Source organism: Paraburkholderia sp. AV2 (assembly GCF_054968425.1).
On record NZ_JBANLK010000006.1, the window covers coordinates 104,624 to 121,680 of the forward strand.

Consider the following 17,057-nt stretch of genomic DNA (forward strand, 5'->3'; position numbering starts at 1 on the left):
GGTCCTTCGCGACGTTGACTTCAAGCAGTTCAATGCGGATCCGGTGCGGATTTCAGGGCAATGTTCAGTGCAACACGGGCGTAGTCGGGTCCGCGCCGAGGCGGCTGAGCAATGCGTCGATGTTCAGATGTTCTGCCGCGTCGTCGGCGCTCGCGCCGCGCAGATGCGGCACGATGCCGATGAGCGGCGCGCCGTACTGGGCGGCGAGGCGCTCGCGCAATGCGTCGATGTTTTCTTCGGGGAACGTCATGTCCGGGTCGATGCGGTTCGCCACCCAGCCGGCGAGCTTCAGCCCGCGCGAGGCGATCGCCTCGGCGGTAAGCAACGCATGACTGATGCAGCCGAGCCGCATGCCGACCACGAGTATGACGGGCAGATTCAGCGCGACGGCAAGATCCGCCGTGTCGTGCTGCGCCGTGAGCGGCACGCGGAAGCCGCCCACGCCTTCGACCACGACAGCCTCGGCGCGCTTGCGTGCCTCCGCATGGCATTCGACGATGCGCCCCATGTCGAGCGTCACGCCCTCCAGCGCGGCCGCGATATGCGGCGCGGCAGGCGCTTTGAGCAGGAAAGGCGTACGTATTTCGGGCGGCAGCAGCACGCTCGCGGCGGCATCGAGCTGATCGGCGTCTTCGTTGTGCCACACGCCGTCGCGCTCGTACGCGCCGGCGGCGATGGGCTTGAGCGCCGCCGCCAGCAGGCCCTTGCGGGCGAAGCCGCGCAATAACGCCGCGCTCACGAAAGTCTTGCCGATCTCCGTATCGGTGCCGGTGACGAAGAGCGAAAGCGTCATCGCGCCCCCTCCCGGGTTTCCCGGCTCGCGTGCTGCAGCGACGCGTCCAGCCGATCGAGATCCGCGTCCGAATGCGCGGCCGACAGCGAGATGCGCAGCCGCGACGTGCCTTCCGGCACGGTTGGCGGCCGGATGGCGGGCACCCACAGACCGTCGCGTTCCAGCGTGGCCTGCAGTGCGATCGTGGCGTCGTTCGCGCCCACCACGAGCGGCTGAACGGCCGTCTGCGAATCGACGGGCAGCCAGCACGTTTGCCGGAGCATCGCTCGCGTGCGCCCGATCAGCTTGCCCAGATGCGCGCGTCGCGCGTCGCCTTCGTCGCCCGCGATGATGCGCAGGCTGGCCGACACCGCGTGGGCGACCGCCGGCGCCGACGCCGTCGTAAAGATATACGGGCGCGCGCGCTGCACGAGCCACTCAACGACCGTCGCATGCGCCGCGACGAACGCGCCTGCCACGCCCGCCGCCTTGCCTAGCGTGCCGACCATCACGAGGTACGGCGAACGCAGCGCGGCTTCGGCCACGGCCCCGCGCCCCTGCGGGCCGAGCACGCCGAAGCCGTGCGCGTCGTCGACGATGAGCCAGGCCTGATGCCGCTCGGCCAGCTCGACGAGACGCGCGAGCGGCGCGACGTCGCCGTCCATGCTGAACACGGTGTCGGTGACGATCGCCTTCGGGCCGTCGGCGGACGCCTCCAGCATCGCGCTGAGCGCGTCCATATCGGCATGCGGGTAAATCTGCACGTCGGCGCGCGAAAGGCGTGCGCCGTCGATCAGCGACGCGTGATTGAGCGCATCGCAAAAGAGCGTCGTGTCGCGGCCGGCCAACGCGGTCACGACGGCCAGATTCGCCATGTAACCGGTGCTGAAATACAGCGCGCGCGCATTCTCGACGAAGCCGCCCGCGAATTCGGCGAGATCGTCCTCCAGTTGCGCATGCGCGCGCGAATGGCCGCCGAGCAGATGCGAGCCGCCGCTGCCCGCGCCATAGCGCTGCGCGCCTTCAACCAGCGCGGCGACGAGTTGCGGATGCGAAGCGAGCCCGAGATAGTCGTTGCTCGAAAAACCGATCGTCTCGCGGCCATCCACGAGCATGTGCGCGCCGCAGGGCGTGTCGATCGTGCGGCGGCGGCGGCGCAGGCCGCGCGAATCCAGCTCGCGCAAGCCTTGTTCGAGGGTGTCGAGGAGCAGCATCAACGGTCCTCCGCGACGACAGCGTCGAAGGTTTCGAGCGTGCGTTCGGCGAGCAGCGCCTGGGTCGGCGCGTCGAGAACGTACGGCGGCATAACGTAGACGGTCGTGCCGATCGGCCGCAGCAGCAGTTCGCGCGTCAGCGCCTCTTCGAAGAAGCGGCGCGAAAACGTGGCGGCGCGCGAGCGGTCTTCGATGGCAGCGTCGAATGCGAGGATCGTGCCGCACTGGCGCACGTTGCGCACGAGCGGATGCGCCGCGAGCGGGCCGAACGCCTCGCGTAGTTGCGCCGACTTGCGCGCATTGGCGGCCAGCACGTCGCCCTGCTCGATCAGATCGAGCGTGGCGAGTGCGGCGCGGCACGCGAGCGGATTGCCCGTGTACGAATGCGAGTGCAGAAAGCCGCGCGTGGTGTCGTCGTCGTAGAACGCTTCGAAAATGGTGTCGCGCGAGAGCACGATCGAAAGCGGCAGATAGCCGCCGCTGATGCCCTTCGACAGGGTCAGCAGGTCGGGCCAGATGCCGGCCTGCTCGCACGCGAAGAACGTACCGGTGCGGCCGCAGCCCACGGCGATTTCGTCGGCGATCAGATGCACGCGGTAGCGGTCGCACAGCGCGCGCAGTCCCTTGAGGTAGGCCGGATCGTGCATGGCCATGCCCGCCGCGCATTGCACGAGCGGCTCGACGATCAGCGCGGCGATATGTTCGCTGCGCGCCGCGAACAGGCGCTCGACATCGGCAAGCGCGCGCCGCGCCACGTCGGCGGCGCTCTCGCCGGCCTGGGCTCCCCGCGCATCGGGCGACGCGACCACGTGCGCATGATGCAGCAGCGGGTCGTAAGCATCCCTGAACAGCTTCACATCCGTGACGCCGAGCGCGCCGATCGTTTCGCCGTGATAGCTGTTGGCGAGGCAAACGAACTCGCGCTTGCCGTCTTCGCCGCGGTTGCGCCAGGCATGAAAGCTCATCTTCAGCGCGATCTCCACCGCCGAGGCGCCATCGGACGCGAAGAACGCGTGGCCGAGCGCATGGCCGGTGAGCGCCGCGAGCCGCTCGGCCAGTTCGACCGCCGGCTCGTGCGTGCAGCCCGCGAGCATGACGTGCTCGAGCGTGTCGAGCTGCGCCTTGAGCGCGGCGTTGATCGACGGGTTCGCGTGGCCGAACAGGTTCACCCACCACGAACTGATGGCGTCCAGATAGCGGCGACCGTCACGATCGTAGAGCCACGGCCCTTCGCCGCGGGCCACCGCGACGAGCGGCAGACGCTCGTGATGCTTCATCTGGGTGCAGGGGTGCCACACGGCGCGCAGGCTGCGCTCGATCCAGCGGTCGGTGGCGAGATTGGAATGCGGATTCAAGTACGACTCCCGATACGACAGCGGGACCGAGATTAGCGCGAACGCTCGCGCAATGCACTACCCCAAAAACGGCGCTGGAAAGCGTGGCGGAGCGAGGTTCGGCGCGGTTCGGCACAGCAAAAGACCAATCGCCCGGGATACCCGGAAAAGCGCGCAGATGACGACGGCAAAGTAAAGCTCGCTTATGCAAAAAAATCTGGGGGCGGCGGTGGAAGATCGGCGCAAAAATGGGGACGCGTCGCAGCGGGCGGCGCGGCAATGGGTCGAAACGAGGATGAAATGAGCCGTGGCACACGCTGGCGGAGCCGCTGCCACGGCTCCCAACGGCAGTCCAGGAGGCACCTGGGCGGCGGCGCACACACGCCCCGCAAGGAGAGGAATTCGAAGCGGAGAACAGCGAAGATAGCGGCGCCAGCGCCTTCGTGCGCGCGCCGCGCGAAGGCGCGCCTAGCGGCTTGCGAGTGCGTGACCGTCGTTGTCGGCGGCTTCGGCGGCGGTCGGCACAACCCCTGCGCTTGCGTCGTTGCGCGCGACGACGGCTGCGTCGTCGGACCAGACCACGGTGTTGTTGACCGCATACAGATGGCAGGCGTCGCTGCTGTGCTTTTCGCAGTTCGCGATCGCGACGGCCATCGGGTTGTCGCCGCCCTCGGCCCACGACCACGCGCCCGAATCGGAAACGGCAAACGCACGGGTCGGATACTGCTTGAGGAAGTTGCGGTAGCCGTCGCGGCCGGCCTGGTCGAGGAACGGTACGGCGCCCACCGAATCGATGGCCGCAAAACCGGTTGCGTTCGGCGCTTCGGGCGCGGCCACACGGTACTGCACGACCGTGGGCATGCCCTCGCGGGAGAGGAACGCCTCCACGCGCGGCCACCAGATCTGCACGCCGTCGCGGTCGCCCACGAGACGGTGCGCATCGTTCTTGTACGAGCCGAAGTCGACGAGCTTCGCAGCGGCGGCGGGCACCGAGTCGCCCGCTTGCGCATCTGCCTGCGCGCCGCGGTAAGCGGCGAACATCTTCGCGACGAGATCCGGCGTCCACACCGAGTCGTTGTCGCCATAGAGCCAGAGCGACGCCACGCGCGCCTTGCCGCCGTAGCCGCCGAACGCCTGGGTGAGGTTGTCCTGCCAGCCGGCGCAGGCATCCTGCCGCAGGCCGCCCGAGAAGTTGATCAGTGCGCGCACGCCCTTCGCGGCTTCGGTGCCGTAGGCGATGGTCGCGAGACCGCCGTGCGAGGTGCCGGCCACGGCGATGTGCTTCGCGTCCACGTACGGTTGCTTCGACATGTAGTCGATCGTCGCGGCGATATCGGCCGCCTGGCCAAGGCCGTTGCGCGCCACGTCGCAACCGTCCTGCTCGTAGGTGCCGCCCGAGCCCGCGAAGCCGCGGCGGTTCGGCGCGACGACCACGTAGCCGCGGCGCACGAATTCGCGCGCGAACGACACGGGGTCACTGCGCGTCTGGTAGCGCGGGTCGCCGGGAATCTTGCCGTGGTTGAACACGATCATCGGGAACGGGCCGGGGCCGTCCGGGCGGTAGATCGTGGTTTCGAGCGTGACGTCGGCGTCGCCGGCCACCGGAATCCGGATCACCTGCTCGTTGAGGTCGGCGCGCACGGCGGGCAGCCAGGCGTCGTCGAGCGCGAGGGGGGAAACTTTGGCACTGCCGAGGGGACCGGCCGCGAGCGGTGCCGGGTGCGCTGCGGGAGCGGACGTCTGCGGGTCGGACTGGAACTGCGCCTGCGTATCAGCAGGCGATGCGACAACCGACGCGGCAAGCGGCGCGGCGTAAGCGATCGAATGCGCGAACGAAAGCAGACACGCCGTGCCGGCCAACATCCATCCACCAAGGTGCTTCGTGTACGCCATTCGCAAACCCACCTGCGACAAACCTGCCTGAATCCGTCTTACCCCGGCCAGCCCGTTTCCGGCACAACGAAAGCCCTTGCGCATGCCACGAGGCACGTGCCGATGGGATCCGTCGTGGGGAAAAGCCGATCGGAACATCGCTGCGGCATCGCTGCCGCTACAGGTGCCCGCCGCACAGAGGCTCAACGGACACCGTGATTGGATCCTCACACGACAAAATATTGTTGCGCAATTCAGGGCTTACCCCGGCATAAGGCATGCCAGTGCCGCGCAGGCCCGTCTGGTGGGCGATACGCGAGAGTCCATCCGGATCAGCCCCAGTGCGTATGTCGTGCGACGTACGCATGGCGGAACTGAAATCGCTGTGTAAGGGAGGGATGCGCCAGAGCGGCGTCCAGGCTGCGGGGAAAGCCGCCAGGCGAAGATATTCAGGCGTCCGTCACGTCGCCGTCGACGTACCGCCAGCGGCCGTCCTCGCCGCGCGTGAAGCGGCTCGTCTCGTGCAGCCGCCATGCGCGGCCGCCGGTCTTGTAGCGCGCAACGAACTCGACGATGGCGTGCGTGGCGTCGATTTGCTCATGGCGTTTGACCGCGAGGCCCAGCCAGCGCGGCGCGCCGGGCGCGGCCGGATCGGCGTCGAGATCCGCCGGGCAGGTCTCCTGTGCCCAGCTCGTCCGCAAGTACGCCGTCTCCCCCAGCACATACGCCGTATAGCGCGAGCGCATCAGTTCGAGCGCGGTCGCGGGCAGTTCGCCCGCGTCGATGAAACGGCCGCAGCAGCCCGCATAGCGCGGCGGCTTTGCACCCGGCTTGAGAGTCGGCGCGGCGCCGCCGCAGGGACAGTCTGCGGGCCGTGCGGCACGCGGGGTTGCAGCATTCATTGCGAGGAAAGCCCGTTGCGATCCGGCGCATCGGTGCGCGGATCCGTCATACAGAAAGAAAGCCAACCGTCACCAGTCGAGTTCGGTGCCGTCGTACTGGAAGAAGCGGCCATTGAACACGTCGCGCGCCGCCGCGGCTTCCGCAATGACTTCGCGCATGCCCTTCACGCTGTGCGCCACGTCGATCGCGGCCTGCGCGCCGCCCATCTCGGTGCGCACCCAGCCCGGATGCAACGCGATGCAGGTCGCGCGGCGCGTCTGCAGCGAGGTGATCTTCAGCGCGTCGTTGAGCGCCGCCTTGCTCGCGCGATAGAGCCAGCCCGTCGTGCCCGTGGTCTGCGCGATGCTGCCCATCCGGCTCGACAGCACGCCCAGCACGCCGTTGGCCGGTTCGACGAGCGGCAGCAGCATCGGAATCAGCTGCATCGGGCCGCGCACGTTGGTGGTCATCACGTACTCGAAGTCCTCGGCCGTGATGGTCTCCACGCCCTCGGTGCGCGGGCCGTACACGCCCGCCACGATCAGCGCGATGTCGAGCCGCTCGCCGTCGAGCTTCCAGCCGAGCGCGGCGATCTCCTCGGGCTGCGTAATGTCGAGCTGGAACGGCTGCGCGCCGACCTCCTGCAGGGCTTCGAGCGCTTCGCCGCCGCGCGCCGTGGCGAGCACGCGCCAGCCCGCCTTCGCATACTGGCGCGCGAACTCGCGGCCGATGCCGCGCGACGCGCCCACGATCAACACGGTTTTCATGTGGACACCTTTATCGTTAGACGCGGCGCCAACGGGCCGCCGCGTGCATTGCCGCGCCGCCTCCCTGCGGCGCAGCTCGCTGCCAGCCTACCGCCGTTCGGACGGGTTACAGCAGTTCGACCCCCATCGCCGTCGCCTCGCCGCCGCCGATGCACAGGCTCGCAACGCCGCGCTTGCCGCCGCGCGCGCGCAGCGCGCCGATCAGCGTGACGAGAATGCGCGCGCCCGACGCGCCGATCGGGTGGCCCAGCGCGCACGCGCCGCCGTTCACGTTGACCTTCTCGTGCGGCAGGTCGTGCTCCTTCATCGCGGCCATGGTGACCACGGCGAATGCCTCGTTGATTTCGTAGAGGTCGACATCCTGGGCGCGCCAGCCGGTCTTTTCGTAGAGCTTCGCAATCGCGCCGACAGGGGCCGTCGTGAACTTCGCGGGCTGCTGCGCGAAACTCGAATGGCCCGTTACGCGCGCGAGCGGCGTGACGCCGAGGCGCTTCGCCGTCGATTCGCGCATCATCACGAGCGCCGCCGCGCCGTCCGAGATCGACGACGAATTCGCCGCCGTCACCGTGCCGGTCTTGCTGAACGCGGGCTTGAGCGTCGGGATCTTGTCGAGGTTCGCCTTGAACGGCTGCTCGTCGCGCTCGACGGTCGTCTCGCCCGCGCGCGACGCCACCTTCACCGGTGCGATTTCCCACGCAAACGAACCGTCTTCGTTGGCACGCTTTGCGCGCCTGAGCGATTCGATCGCGAACGCGTCCTGACGCTCGCGCGAGAAGTCGTATTCGGCCGCGCACTCTTCGGCGAAGGTGCCCATCAGGCGGCCCTTGTCATACGCGTCCTCGAGGCCGTCGAGGAACATGTGGTCGAGCACCTGGCCGTGGCCCATGCGCATGCCCGCACGCGCCTTCGGCAGCAGATACGGGGCATTCGTCATGCTCTCCATGCCGCCCGCGACGATCACGTCCACCGAGCCCGCCGCCAGCATGTCGTGCGCGAACATCGCCGCGCGCATGCCCGAACCGCACATCTTGTTGACGGTCGTCGCACCGACCGAAAGCGGCAGACCCGCGCCGAGCGCCGCCTGGCGCGCCGGCGCCTGCCCCTGCCCCGCGGGCAGCACGCAGCCCATCACGGCTTCGTCGATCTGCCCGGGCTCGAGGCCCGCGCGCGCCACCGCTGCCGCGATCGCGGCAGCGCCGAGCTGCGGCGCCGTCAGCGCCGCGAAATCGCCCTGAAAACCCGCCATCGGCGTGCGCGCCGCCGAGACGATGACGATGGGGTCCTGACTTGTCTCACTCATGTTTGAGCTCCTTGATGACGCCTGCAACGACGGCCGGTATGCCGCCAAGACTCGCCGCGTCGGCCGCGACGACGTCGTTGTCCGCCTGATGCGCGCGCTGCGCGGAAACCCCCGCGACGCAGCGCCTGTACGTGTCCTGCCACTGCTCCGGCGCAGAAATAGTCATGCCGAGGTCGCGCATGCGCCCGTCGTGCACGCCGTAGGCCCAGCCGTGAACCGTGAGCGGCTGGCCGCGCGCCCATGCGTCGCCGACGATGGTCGTGCGGCACACGTTGACGACCTGCTCGATCGTGTTGAGCTCCACGAGCCGGCGATGGCGCGCTTCGCCCATCGGCCACTCGTCGAGCAGCGCGGCGTGCTTCTCGCGCACGTCCTGCACGTGTTGCAGCCAGTTGTCGGCCAGGCCGACGCGCGTGCCGTACAGCGCCGCGCCCACGCCCGAGCAGCCGTAATGGCCGACCACCATGATGTGCTTCACCTTCAACAGTTCGACGGCGAACTGGATCACCGACAGGCAGTTGAGGTCGGTATGCACGACCACGTTCGCGATGTTGCGGTGGACGAACACTTCGCCGGAGGGCAAGCCGATGATCTCGTTGGCCGGCACGCGCGAATCGGAACAGCCGATCCACAGGTACTCGGGGGCCTGCTGATGGGCGAGCCGCGAAAAGAACTCGGGGTCGGCGGCAAGACGCGAGCTGACCCACTTTTCGTTGTTCGCAAAGAGATGGGCAAGCGGGTGGTCGGGAGAGGGGCTCATAGTGTTTCAACAGGTTGGTTCGTTCGCGGCCGACACCTCAGGCAGCGCGCACTGCCGCGGCCGGCGCTTCGCCGGCGTAGCACTCGGGATAGCGCGCGCTGAAGCGGATCGACGGATCGTAGGGAAAACAGTCCGGCACTTCGCCCGCCAGCAGGCGCGTCTTGCTCTCCTGCCAGAGCGCCGGGTCGAAGAAGTCGGGATGATGTTCGAGGAAATAGCGGCGCACGCGCGCATCGCCCAGCAGGAACGTGCGGTACGTCTCCGGAAAAATGTCGTGCGGCCCGACCGAGTACCAGGGCTCGCCAGACAGTTCGTCCTCCTCATTACGCGCTTGCGGCACCGCGCGCACGTTGCAATCGGTCAGGTACTCGATCTCGTCGTAGTCGTAAAACACCACGCGGCCGTGGCGCGTCACGCCGAAGTTCTTGTACAGCATGTCGCCGGGGAAAATGTTCGCGCGCATCAGATCCTTCACCGCGTTGCCGTACTCGCGAACGCCGTGCTCGACCTCCGCGTCGCTGCCGTTCTGCAGCCAGAGATTGAGCGGCACCATGCGGCGCTCGATATACAGATGGCGAATCACGAGATTGTCGCCCTCGTACTCGATCATCGACGGCGCGAGCTTCTGCAGCTCGCTCACGAGCGCCTCGTCGAGGCGGGCCACGGGCAGCGCGACACTCGAATATTCGAGCGTATCGGCAAGACGCCCGAGGCGGTCGTGGCGCTTCACGAGCTGGTATTTTGCCTCGACCTGCGCGCGCGTGGTCTCCTTGGGCGGCGGAAAGCTGTCCTTGATGACCTTGAACACGTACGGAAACGACGGCAGGGTGAAGACGATCATCACCATCCCGCGAATGCCGGGTGCGACGACGAACGGATCCGACGAATGCTTGAGATGGTGCAGCAGGTCTCGATAGAACAGGTTCTTGCCCTGCTTCTGCAGCCCGAGCGACGTATAGATCTCGCCTCTCGGCTTGCGCGGCATGATCGTGCGCAGGAACTCGACCCAGGCGGACGGCACCTCCATGTCCACCAGAAAGTACGAATGCGAGAAGCTGAACATGACGAGCAACTGCTCGGGGCGCAGCAGCACGGCATCGAGCGCGAGCCGGCCGGCGCCCACGTGACGGACGGGCACGGCGAACGGCGCGAGCAAATCGCCGTTGATGATGCGCCCGATGATGTACGCCGACTGGTTGCGGAAAAACAGCGACGACAGCACGTGTATCTGGAAGTTGGCCTTGGGCTCCACTTCGCCGAACGTCTCGCGCAGCGCGCGCATGACGCAGTCGACGTCCCGCGCGAGGTCCTCGAACGGCGTTTCGAGCTGGAAGTTCGTGACGATGCGTTCGAGCGTCGCCGCCAGCCCGTCCTTGCCCGGGTAATAGGCACGGTACGTCGGCTTCGCGGCGGGTTCGTCGTTCTCGATGTATTCCGTCGAGATCGCGGGCCGCACGAAGATGAAATCGTTGTTGAAGTACGAGCGGTGCAGGATCTTGCAGCACACCGAGTTGAAGAACGTCTCCGCGCACTCGGGCTGCCGGTGCGTCGTGAGGAGGCCAATGTAGTGCAGCTTGATCTGCTGCCAGACCTCGCCGTCGATGTCTTCCGCTTCGTACTCGTCTTCGAGCGTCGCCACGCATGCTTCAACGCGCTCGTCGTAGGACGCGATGCGCTCGCGCGCGAGCCGCTGCAGGCCGCGCCAGTCGGCCGACTCGAAGAGGCCCTTCGCCCGCACCGCCGCGTCGCTGAAGTTGCGGTAGTGGCGATTGAAGCCTTCGAGCAGCGTCTCGGCGACGTCGAAGCCTATCTGCGAAGAGAGCAGTTTCGGAAAGTGTTTCATCGCTTCCATGCCCGCGAAGACATGCGCTCCCGTCTAGTCCCTGGTGTCCGGCACGCTGGACGCGGTCGCATGGGTGCGGGCGAGCAGCTCGCGCGCCTGCGTCTCGTACTGCGCGAGGTCTTCGAGCGTGGCGTCGAGGTCGGCGCGCTGGCGCTCCAGAATCTCGCGATGACGCACCACCGTGTCGAGAAAAGCCTGTAGCTGCGGCAGCGTATCGGTGGGCGAGTCGTACAGGTCGAGCAGCGTGCGGATCTCCGAAAGCGTGAAGCCCAGCCGTTTGCCGCGCAACGTGAGTCGCAGCCGCGTGCGATCGCGCCCCGAAAACACGCGCTTGAGGCCGCCCGCCCCCTCGCGGCTCGGCGCGAGCAGGCCCTGATCTTCGTAAAAACGGATCGCGCGCGGCGTCACGTCGAATTCGCGGGCAAGTTCGGTAATCGTGTACTGGGTCATGGATGTGCGGTGGGCGACGGGCCCGCTGCCGCCGGGAGCGGGCTTCGGGTTGTGCCGCGGGTCACATTGGGCTGCGTTGGACTATACAATCGACGTTTACGTTATCGTCAAGCTGGCGCTTGTGCAACCGCTACGCAAAATGGCAGCCTGCAGCTTTGACGCAATGCAGCGACAATGTGGGCAAGCCGCAGGCCCGCGCCGCGGCGACAAGAATGGAGAAGACACCCCCGATGAACGCCCTCGAACACCAGCTCGACTATCCCTACGCCGACACCCTGCCGGAACCCGGGCACACCTTCGACGTCGCACCCGGCGTCAAGTGGCTGCGCATGCCGCTGCCCTTCGCGCTCGACCACATCAATCTATGGCTGCTGCGCGACGAGATCGACGGCCAGCCGGGCTGGACCGTGGTGGACTGCGGCATCACCAGCGACACGATCAAGGCGCACTGGGAACAGGTGTTCGATACCGCGCTGGAAGGCCTGCCGGTGCTGCGCGTACTGGTCACGCACTGCCACCCGGACCACATCGGCCTCGCGCACTGGATCTGCGCGGGCGGCGAGAAGCAGCGCTGGGACGTGCGCCTGTGGACGACGCTTGGCGAATACATGAGCGCCCGCGTCATGTCCTCGGGCGACGGCTCGAACGCGGGCGGCGAAGGCGCCGCGCGCCACTTCGGCCGCCACGGCCTTGCCGACCCGGAGTCGCTGGAGAAGCTGCGCAACCGCAGCGGCTACTACACGAGCCTCGTGCCCGCTCTGCCGGCGCAGTACCGGCGCCTGCGCGAAGCCGACACGGTGAAGATAGGCGGGCGCGACTGGCGCGTCGTGACGGGCTACGGCCATTCGCCGGAGCATTGCGCCCTCTTCTGCGAGGCAACGCGCGTGCTGATTTCGGGCGACATGGTGCTGCCGCGCATCTCGACCAACGTCTCGGTGTTCGAAGTCGAGCCGGAAGGCAACCCGCTCGCGCTGTACCTCGAATCGCTCGGCCGTTACGAGACGATGCCCGAGGACACCCTTGCGCTGCCGTCGCACGGCAAGCCGTTCCGCGGCGTGCGCACGCGCATCGCGCAACTGCGCGCGCACCATGACGCACGCCTTGCCGAAGTGATGGAAGCCTGCGCGGCGGCACCGCGCAGCGCGGCCGACATCGTGCCGCTCATGTTCAAGCGCCAGCTCGACATCCACCAGATGACTTTCGCCATGGGCGAGGCGCTCGCCCACCTGCATCTGCTGTGGCTTGCGGGCAAGCTTCGGCGCGAGACCGGCGCGGACGAGGTGATCCGCTTCGCCCCCGTCTGAGCCGATTCAGCGCCGTCTTAGTTCGCGCCGCCCGTCACGAGATCGGCGCCTGCCGGTCTCACGAACTTGAACGTCGAAGCCGGCAGCGACGGATTCGTCTGAATGTTCGAGAAGGTGAGCAGCGTCACGTTGCCGAACACGTCGTGCAGTTCCATCGCTTCGAGGTTGCCGTCGCGAAAGCCGATGCCCACGCTCTGGAACTGCGTGTCCTTCGACTTCGGAATCAGCTCGAGCCAGTCGATGCCGTTCTTCACGCCCGCGTCGCGCAGCGTGAAGTTCTTGTCGAGGTCGTTGCTGCCGAACAGGATCGCCGCCGGGCTCGCGCCCAGCGCGCCGCCGAGCTTGCGCTCCGTGACCTGGTTCAGGTCCTTGTCGTAGACGTAGAGGTTGTCGCCGTCGGCCTGCAGCAGTTGCTGGTACGGCTTCTCGTATTGCCAGATGAACTTGCCGGGCCGCGCGAACACGAACGTCCCGCTGGAGACCTTCGCGCTCGACATGGCCGAGGCGATCGCGTCGCTTGCGTTCTTCGCGCCCGACGGCACCTTCAGCTCGCGCTGCACGAAGTCGCCGCGCGCGGCATGCACCTGCGCGACGAATTGCTTGAGCTGATCGGTGCCGCTCGCGAACGCGTGCGACGCCATCAGTACCGAGGCGCCGAGCGCCACGGCGCAAGCGCGCGCCGCACGTGCGCCAAGTTGAGCCAGTGAGACAAAACGGCTGCCCGGTTGTCCAGCAAAAAACTGCATCAAATCATTCTCCAAGAGGAATGGAAAGCGCGCGGCCTCGGTCGGCCTCAATCGGCGTCGCGCGCGGGCACGAGGATCTCGCGGTTGCCGTTCGACGACATCGCGGAAACGAGCCCCGACTGCTCCATCTGTTCGAGCAGCCGCGCCGCCCGGTTATAGCCGATGCGCAGGTGGCGCTGCACGAGCGAGATCGACGCGCGGCGGTTCTTGATGACGACCTCGACCGCCTGGTCGTATAGCGGGTCGGACTCGTCGCCGGTGCCGCTGGTTCCCGCGCCCGCCGAACCCTCGTCGCCCTCGCCGGCCGTGCCGCCTTCGAGAATGCCCTCGATATAGTTCGGCTCGCCCTGCTCCTTGAGCTTGTCGACGACGCGGTGCACCTCGTCGTCGGCGACGAACGCGCCGTGCACGCGCACGGGCAGGCCCGAGCCCGGCGGCAGGTAAAGCATGTCGCCCATGCCGAGCAGCGACTCGGCGCCCATCTGGTCGAGAATCGTGCGCGAGTCGATCTTCGACGACACCTGGAAGGCGATACGCGTCGGCACGTTGGCCTTGATGAGGCCCGTGATGACGTCGACCGAAGGCCGCTGCGTGGCGAGAATCAGGTGAATGCCCGCCGCGCGCGCCTTCTGCGCGATGCGCGCAATCAGCTCTTCCACCTTCTTGCCGACCACCATCATGAGGTCGGCCAGTTCGTCGATCACCACGACGATATGCGGCAGCTTCTGGCACGGCTCCGGATCGTCCGGCGTGAGGCTGAACGGGTTCGGAATCTTCTCCTCGCGCTTGTTCGCTTCCTCGATCTTGTTGTTGTAGCCCGCGAGATTGCGCACGCCCAGCTTGCTCATGAGCTTGTAGCGGCGCTCCATCTCGGCCACGGTCCAGTTCAGCGCATTGCCGGCCTGGCGCATGTCGGTGACGACGGGGCACAGCAGGTGCGGAATGCCTTCGTAGACGCTCATTTCCAGCATCTTCGGATCGATCAGGATCATCCGGACCTGCTCGGCGCTCGCCTTGTAGAGGAGCGACAGGATCATCGCGTTGATCCCCACCGACTTGCCCGAACCGGTCGTGCCGGCCACGAGCAGGTGCGGCATCTTCGCGAGGTCGGCGCAGACGGGCTTGCCGCCGATGTCCTTGCCGAGGCCCATGGTGAGCGCGGACGGCGCGTCGGCATAAACCGCCGAGCCGAGAATTTCCGAGAGGCGCACCGTCTGGCGGCGCTGGTTCGGCAATTCGAGCGCCATGAAGTTCTTGCCCGGAATCGTCTCCACCACGCGGATCGACACGAGCGAGAGCGAACGCGCGAGATCCTTCGCGAGATTGACGATCTGGCTGCCCTTCACGCCCGTTGCCGGCTCGATTTCGTAGCGCGTGACGACCGGCCCCGGATAGGCCGCCACCACGGCCACATCCACGCCGAAATCCTTGAGCTTCTTTTCGATGAGGCGCGAGGTGAATTCGAGCGTGTCGTCGGAAATCGTCTCCTGGCTCGCGGGCGCGGCGTCGAGCAGCGAAATGGGCGGCAGCGTGGAGTCGCCCGGCAGGTCGGTGAAGAGCGGCACCTGGCGCTCTTTCTCCACGCGCTCCGAACGCTGCGGCGTGACCACGGGCGGCACGATCGTGACGGGCTCGTGTTCCTCGATCTTCACGCGGCCGCGCTCGACCTTGCCTTCGCGCTTGACCGCGGCGGCCTCGCCGAGCTTGCGGTCGCGCACGGCCTCGCGGCGCAGTCTTGCGAGCGTCACCGCGTCGATGATGGCCTCGCCCACCTTTTCGGCCACCGAGAGCCATGAAAAGCGGAAATACAGCGACAGGCCGATGCCAAGCGCCAGGAGGAGCGCCAGCGTCCCCCCGGTGAAGCCGAGCGCGTGCGAGACGCCGCGCGCGACGGCCTCGCCCACCACGCCGCCCGGGGCGCGCGGCAGTTGCACCTTGAGCGACCACATGCGCAGCGCCTCGATACCGTCGCAGGCCAGCAGCACGAGCACGAACGCGAAGCCTTCGGCGATCCAGCTATGGTCGCGCGGCTTGTCATCGTCGTCTTCAGGCGACTCGTGGCGCGTGATACGCCGGTAGTTCGCCGAGATGCGGCGCGCGAGCAGCACGATCCACCAGTACGCCGAGAGGCCGAAGAGCAGCAGCAGGATGTCCGAGGTCCACGCGCCCACGCGGCCTGCCCAGTTCGCGATGTGGTCGACCTGGGCGGCATGGGTCCAGCTCGGGTCGTGGCGGCTGTAGCTGATGAGCGACATCAGCAGGAAGACGCCTAGCGCCACCTGCAGCAGCCAGCGGATTTCGGTGAGAAGGCGCGACATGCGGTGAGGCAGTGCCTGCGCCTGCGCGGAATAGGGAGCTTTGGCCATTGAATCCTGGTGCTGATCCTTGATGCATACGCGGTCCGCGCGCGCCGCGCATCTCTGCAGCGTGAGGGCGCGGCCGCCGTCGTCCGATCCGGCTTATTGTAAACGGGTTGTTTAGGCCCCGGCTGTAAATGACGGTAACCGGCAACAGCGGGCGAGCGGAGCGTCACGGGCCTCACCGGCCCGTTCCGTGGCTATCGGTGCGATGAGGAAGCTTCATGAGGCAGCGATCGCCCCCCGCCTTTATAATTGCGGCTTGATGCCCACATACCTGCGTGTCCCCTGCCGCACCGGCGGGCGGCGCCGCTTTGAAGCACGCTTCGCAGCCCGCTTCGAAGCACCACCCGCAGCGTCTTTCTACGGATTTCGACCATGTCTGCAACCAAACACGCCAAAGTCCTGATTCTCGGTTCCGGCCCCGCCGGCTACACCGCTGCCGTCTATGCGGCGCGCGCGAATCTCTCGCCGCTCCTCGTCACCGGCCTCGCGCAGGGCGGTCAGCTCATGACCACGACCGACGTGGAAAACTGGCCCGCGGACCCGAACGGCGTGCAAGGCCCCGAGCTCATGCAGCGCTTCCTCGAGCACGCCGAGCGCTTCAACACGGAAATCGTGTTCGATCACATCCACACGGCGAAGCTGAACGAAAAGCCGATCCGCCTGATCGGCGATTCGGGCGAATACACCTGCGACTCGCTGATCATCGCTACCGGCGCGTCGGCGCAATACCTCGGCCTGCCTAGCGAAGAGCTGTACATGGGCCGCGGCGTTTCGGCGTGCGCCACCTGCGACGGTTTCTTCTACCGCAACCAGCACGTGGCCGTGGTGGGCGGCGGCAACACGGCCGTGGAAGAAGCGCTGTACCTCGCCGGCATTGCGAGCAAGGTGACGGTGATCCATCGCCGCGACAAGTTCCGCGCCGAGCCGATCCTGATCGACCGCCTGCTGGAGAAGGAAAAGGAAGGGAAGGTCGAGATCAAGTGGAACCACGTGCTCGACGAAGTCAAGGGTAACGACGGCGGCGTGAACGGCATTCGCATCAAGAACGCGAAGACCGGCGCAACCACCGATATCGACCTGCAGGGCCTCTTCGTCGCGATCGGCCACAAGCCGAACACCGACATTTTCGAGGGCCAGCTCGAAATGAAGAACGGCTACATCATCACGAACGGCGGCCTGAGCGGCAACGCCACCGGCACGAGCGTGGCGGGCGTGTTCGCCGCGGGCGACGTGCAGGACCACGTCTACCGCCAGGCGATCACGAGCGCCGGCACGGGCTGCATGGCCGCGCTCGACGCGCAGCGCTACCTCGAAACCGTCGACGAGATCGGCCAGCCGCACGTCATGAGCGCCGAAGCCGAGCGCTAAGCCGAGCCACCGGCGGCTGGCGCGCCGGAACGAGGGCCGCGGCCAGCCAGCCGGCGGCCCTTTTCTTTGGCGCCGACCCCGA

Annotated in this window: 14 protein-coding genes; 2 read left to right on the plus strand and 12 right to left on the minus strand. The window is 67.2% G+C overall.

The annotated features are described in order from the left end of the window. Positions 1-64 precede the first annotated feature (64 nt). From bioD to V8683_RS06880, 10 genes are all read right to left on the minus strand, one after another. Positions 65-793: a dethiobiotin synthase gene (gene bioD / locus V8683_RS06835; protein ID WP_411188845.1), complete on the minus strand. Its 729-nt coding sequence runs from the start codon at positions 791-793 to the stop codon at positions 65-67. Continuing rightward, a complete protein-coding gene (bioF, locus tag V8683_RS06840; protein ID WP_411188843.1) occupies positions 790-1,986 on the minus strand; it encodes an 8-amino-7-oxononanoate synthase in 1,197 nt (398 codons plus the stop codon). The genes bioD and bioF overlap by 4 nt, the downstream gene beginning before the upstream one ends. Further along, the gene (gene bioA, locus V8683_RS06845) at positions 1,986-3,341 is read right to left on the minus strand and encodes an adenosylmethionine--8-amino-7-oxononanoate transaminase (protein WP_411188841.1); all 1,356 of its coding nucleotides are present in this window, start codon (positions 3,339-3,341) and stop codon (positions 1,986-1,988) included. The genes bioF and bioA overlap by 1 nt, the downstream gene beginning before the upstream one ends. 447 nt (positions 3,342-3,788) lie before the next feature. Next, positions 3,789-5,213: a dienelactone hydrolase family protein gene (locus V8683_RS06850; RefSeq protein WP_411188839.1), complete on the minus strand. Its 1,425-nt coding sequence runs from the start codon at positions 5,211-5,213 to the stop codon at positions 3,789-3,791. A 428-nt stretch (positions 5,214-5,641) separates the two neighbouring features. Next, complete coding sequence (locus tag V8683_RS06855; protein ID WP_411188837.1) at positions 5,642-6,094, minus strand: YchJ family protein; 453 nt, start codon at positions 6,092-6,094, stop codon at positions 5,642-5,644. A 69-nt stretch (positions 6,095-6,163) separates the two neighbouring features. Beyond that, entirely contained in the window at positions 6,164-6,841 is a 678-nt protein-coding gene (locus tag V8683_RS06860; RefSeq protein WP_411188835.1) for an SDR family oxidoreductase, read from the minus strand. Between the two features lie 106 nt (positions 6,842-6,947). After that, positions 6,948-8,141, minus strand: coding sequence for an acetyl-CoA C-acetyltransferase (locus tag V8683_RS06865; protein WP_411188833.1), 1,194 nt, complete (start codon positions 8,139-8,141; stop codon positions 6,948-6,950). Continuing rightward, positions 8,134-8,901, minus strand: coding sequence for a carbonate dehydratase (gene can / locus V8683_RS06870; RefSeq protein WP_411188831.1), 768 nt, complete (start codon positions 8,899-8,901; stop codon positions 8,134-8,136). The genes V8683_RS06865 and can overlap by 8 nt, the downstream gene beginning before the upstream one ends. A gap of 37 nt (positions 8,902-8,938) precedes the next feature. Next, positions 8,939-10,744 (minus strand): bifunctional isocitrate dehydrogenase kinase/phosphatase, encoded by a 1,806-nt coding sequence (gene aceK / locus V8683_RS06875; protein WP_411188829.1) that lies wholly within the window; start codon positions 10,742-10,744, stop codon positions 8,939-8,941. Between the two features lie 33 nt (positions 10,745-10,777). Beyond that, on the minus strand, positions 10,778-11,194 hold the full coding sequence (locus V8683_RS06880) for a MerR family transcriptional regulator (protein WP_411188827.1): 417 nt from the start codon (positions 11,192-11,194) through the stop codon (positions 10,778-10,780). Between the two features lie 230 nt (positions 11,195-11,424). Between V8683_RS06880 and V8683_RS06885 the strand changes: the two genes are divergently transcribed. Further along, the gene (locus tag V8683_RS06885) at positions 11,425-12,498 is read left to right on the plus strand and encodes an MBL fold metallo-hydrolase (RefSeq protein WP_411188826.1); all 1,074 of its coding nucleotides are present in this window, start codon (positions 11,425-11,427) and stop codon (positions 12,496-12,498) included. Positions 12,499-12,515: 17 nt separating this feature from the next. On the opposite strand, the gene lolA is transcribed toward V8683_RS06885, so the two are convergent. Together lolA and V8683_RS06895 are read right to left on the minus strand one after the other, a co-directional pair. Next, positions 12,516-13,244, minus strand: coding sequence for an outer membrane lipoprotein chaperone LolA (gene lolA / locus V8683_RS06890; RefSeq protein ID WP_411188824.1), 729 nt, complete (start codon positions 13,242-13,244; stop codon positions 12,516-12,518). A gap of 47 nt (positions 13,245-13,291) precedes the next feature. Then, positions 13,292-15,610 (minus strand): DNA translocase FtsK, encoded by a 2,319-nt coding sequence (locus V8683_RS06895; protein WP_411188823.1) that lies wholly within the window; start codon positions 15,608-15,610, stop codon positions 13,292-13,294. 369 nt (positions 15,611-15,979) lie between these two features. Between V8683_RS06895 and trxB the strand changes: the two genes are divergently transcribed. Continuing rightward, on the plus strand, positions 15,980-16,975 hold the full coding sequence (trxB, locus tag V8683_RS06900; protein WP_411188821.1) for a thioredoxin-disulfide reductase: 996 nt from the start codon (positions 15,980-15,982) through the stop codon (positions 16,973-16,975). Positions 16,976-17,057: the final 82 nt, after the last annotated feature.